Annotated in this window: 2 protein-coding genes; both read left to right on the forward strand. The window is 73.5% G+C overall.

What is annotated here, in order from left to right; all coding sequences use genetic code 11:
- Nucleotides 1-34 precede the first annotated feature (34 nt).
- Entirely contained in the window at nucleotides 35-418 is a 384-nt protein-coding gene (locus tag ACWEVO_RS33275) for a phosphopantetheine-binding protein (protein ID WP_452311394.1), read from the forward strand.
- A gap of 37 nt (nucleotides 419-455) precedes the next feature.
- On the forward strand, nucleotides 456-3255 hold a 2800-nt coding region (locus tag ACWEVO_RS33280; protein ID WP_452311395.1), incomplete at its 3' end, for a type I polyketide synthase.

Below are 3255 nucleotides of genomic sequence, written 5' to 3' on the forward strand. Positions count from 1 at the left end.
AAGCGACACATTCGTCACGTAGATCAGCTTGGCCATGCCTCTACCTCTCGATGATCAGCAGCAACAGCCTGGACATTTACTGCTGCCCGCCGGGCCCGGCACGCTCACCGGCACCGAGGAGCTGATCGCCGGGATCTGGCGGGAGGTGCTCGGCCGGGACCGGGTCGGGCTCACGGACAACTTCTTCGACATCGGCGGCCACTCGATGGCCCTGGCCGCCGTGCACGCCCGGCTCACCGAGGCCACCGGCCGCTCGATCACCATGCTCGACCTGTTCCGCCACCCGACCGTACAGGCCCTCGCGGCCAGTCTCGACGGGCTCGCCGACCGGCCGGAACTGGCGCGCGCCGCGCTGCGCGCCGCCGCCCGGCGCGGCCGGGCCCGCCGGGTTCCACCCCGACGCCCGCAGCAACCGTGACCGGCATCCCTCCCCGCCTCAGGTAAGGACAACCGCGATGCAGAACGACATCCCCGCCACCGACGACGAGATCGAACCGATCGCGATCGTCGGGCTCGCCGCCCGGGTTCCCGGGGCCAACGACGTCAGCGAGTTCTGGCGCAACCTGGTCGACGGCGTCGAGTCGTCGACCGAGCTGACCCGGGAGGAGCAGCTCGCCCGGGGCGCCGGCCCGGACGAGGTGGACGACCCGGGCTGGGTCAACCGGGCCCCGCTGATCGACGGCTACGACGAGTTCGACGCCGGCCTGTTCGGGATGACCGCCCGCGAGGCGGAGATGACCGACCCGCAGCACCGGCTCTTCCTGGAGTCCTGCTACGTCGCGCTGCAGGACGGCGGCTACGACCCCGGCCGGTACGACGGCGCGATCGGCGTGTACGCCGGCACCGGCGGCAACACCTACCTGCACAAGTTCGTGCTGCGCAACAAGCGGGTCGGTGGCAGCCCGCACGGCGCGGTCTCCCTGGCCACGAGCAACTCGCCGAACTACGTCGCCACCAACGTGTCGTACCGGCTGGACCTGCGCGGGCCGAGCCTCACCGTGCACACCGCCTGCTCCACCTCGCTGGTGGCGTTCCACCTGGCCTGCGAGGCGCTGCGCAACGGCGAGTGCGACATGGCCCTGGCCGGTGGCGTCAACGTCGAGCTGCCGCACGTGGGCTACCTCGGCATGGAGGGCTTCACCTCCCCGGACGGCCGGTGCCGCCCGTTCGACGCCGGGGCGAACGGCACGGTCTGGGGCAGCGGCGTCGGCGTGACCCTGCTCAAGCGGCTCTCCGACGCGGTCGCCGACGGCGACACGATCCGCGCGGTGGTGCTCGGCAACGCCATCAACAACGACGGCGCCGGCAAGGTCGGCTTCACCGCGCCGAGCATCGACGGCCAGATGGCGGCGGTCGCCCAGGCGGTCGGCATGGCCGGGATCGACCCGCGCAGCATCAGCTACGTCGAGGCGCACGGGACCGGCACCGCGCTCGGCGACCCGATCGAGGTGGCTGCGCTCTCCGCCGTGTACACCGCGAACACCGACGACCGGGGCTGGTGCGGGATCGGCTCGGTGAAATCCAACATCGGCCACCTCAGCCAGCCCTCCGGCATCGTCAGCGTGATCAAGACGGTGCTCGCCATGGAGCACGGCCTGATCCCGCCGACCATCAACTACGAGGCCCCGAACCCGGCCATCGACTTCGCCGACACCCCGTTCTACGTGACGAACACGCTGACCAAGTGGGACACCGACGGCGGCCCGCGCCGGGCCGGGGTCAGCTCCTTCGGCATCGGCGGCACCAACGCCCACGTGGTGCTGGAGGAGGCGCCGGCGGCGTACCGGGGCGAGCGGCGGGTCCGCCCGGCGCACCTGCTCCAGGTGTCGGCGAAGACCCCGACCGCCCTGGACGCCGCGGTGCGACGCCTCGCCGACCACCTGGAGAGCGCCACCGAGGGCGGCCCGGGACTGCTCGCCGACGTCGCGCACACGCTGCGGGTCGGCCGCCAGGAGTACCCGCACCGTGCCGCCGTGGTCGCCACGGATCCGGCGACGGCGGTCGCGGTGCTCCGTGATCCGCGCCGCGGACACCGCGGGCAGGCCGACGGTCCCGCCCCGAGCGTGGCGTTCCTGTTCTCCGGGCAGGGCTCCCAGTACGCCGGCATGGGCGCCGAGCTCTACGCCGAGGACCAGGGCTTCGCCGCCACCGTGGACGAGTGCGCCGAGCTGCTCCGCCCGGAGCTGGGGCTGGACATCCGCGACCTGATCCTCGGCCGCGACCCGGAGGCGGGGGAGAAGCTCACCGAGACCCGCTACACCCAGCCCGCCCTGTTCACCATCGAGTACGCCCTCGCCACCGGGTGGCAGCGGGCCGGCGTGACCCCGGCCGCGATGATCGGCCACTCCATCGGCGAGTACGTCGCCGCGACCGTGGCCGGCGTGCTCAGCCTGCCGGACGCGCTGCGGGTGGTGGCCGCCCGGGGCCGGCTCATGCACTCCCTGCCGGCCGGCGCGATGCTCGCCGTGTCGCTGGACGAGTCGGTGGTGGCGGAGCGGCTGCCCGAGGGGCTCTCCGTGGCCACCGTCAACGGCCCCGGCACCTGCGTGGTGGCCGGCGAGAGCGCGCTGATCGAGGAGTTCGCCGCCACCTTCAAGGGCAAGTGCAAGAAGCTGCGCACCTCGCACGCGTTCCACTCGCCGATGATGGAGCCGATCCTCGCCGAGTTCACCGCGCTGATGGCCGGCGTCCCGCTGCGCGCGCCGGCCGTGCCGTTCCTGTCCAACGTGACCGGCACCTGGATCACCGCGGCGCAGGCCACCGACCCGGCGTACTGGGCCGCGCACCTGCGCCAGCCGGTCCGCTTCGGCGCCTGCGTCGCCACCCTGCTCGCCGAGGGCACCTGGGCGCTGCTCGAGTGCGGGCCGGGCAAGCAGCTGGCCAACCTGGCCCGGATGCAGGTGGCCAAGGCGTCCGAGGCGCAGCGCAAGCTCACCCCGCTGGGCAGCCTGCCCGGGCCGGGCGAGTCCACCGGCGACCTGGCCACCCTGCTGGGCAGTGCCGGCGCGCTGTGGTGCGCGGGCGTGGCGGTGCGCCCGGCCGCCGACCCGGACGCGCGCCGGGTGCCGCTGCCCGCGTACCCGTTCGAGCGCCGCCGTTACTGGGTCGAGCCGGACCCGGTGGAGCAGGTCGCGGCGGCCCCGGCCGAGACCCGGCCCCGCCCGTCACGAGCGGACGCTGTTCTCCTTCGAGCGTCGCTTCGCCCCTGTCAATCCGGTCGGCGCCACGCTCGGTCAGGCCTTCAACAACCTTCTC

The organism is Micromonospora sp. NPDC003776, from assembly GCF_053605645.1.

Coding starts and splice junctions, on each gene's coding strand:
- ACWEVO_RS33275 (WP_452311394.1), top strand. CDS start 35: ATGCCTCTACCTCTCGATGATCAGCAGCAACAGCCTGGACATTTACTG.